This window comes from Streptococcus sp. KR (assembly GCF_002238115.1).
Taxonomy (GTDB): Bacteria; Bacillota; Bacilli; order Lactobacillales; family Streptococcaceae; genus Streptococcus.
Genome location: NZ_NGVM01000152.1, coordinates 1 through 437, shown reverse-complemented (window position 1 = coordinate 437; position 437 = coordinate 1). Strand labels below are relative to the sequence as shown.

Annotated in this window: 1 protein-coding gene; it reads left to right on the top strand. The window is 38.2% G+C overall.

The genetic code is table 11. The annotated features are described in order from the left end of the window. Window positions 1-437: type IV secretory system conjugative DNA transfer family protein (locus CBI42_RS11360; RefSeq protein WP_142294135.1), on the top strand; the 437-nt coding region annotated here is incomplete at both ends.

Here is a 437-nt window from a genome sequence, read left to right as displayed (position 1 = left end):
ATCAAGTGCTTTTTTTCTACTAGGCTTTGTGATGATGTTGCTGGTTTATCTCTATTTAGAGACTGGCAAAAAACAATACCGAGAAGGGGTAGAATACGGGAGCGCCCGTTTTGGAACTCTAAAAGAAAAGAAGCTCTTTTACGGAAAGGAATTTTCTCATGATACGATCTTAGCACAAGACGTTCGTCTGACATTATTAGACAAAAAACCACCCCAATATGATAGAAATAAGAATATTGCGGTGATAGGAGGTTCAGGAAGTGGGAAAACCTTTCGCTTTGTGAAACCCAATCTGATTCAGATGAATAGTTCTAATATTGTAGTGGATCCTAAAGATCACTTGGCCGAGAAAACAGGCAAACTCTTTTTAGAACATGGCTACCAAGTAAAGGTGTTAGATTTAGTCAATATGAAGAACTCAGATGGCTTCAATCCTT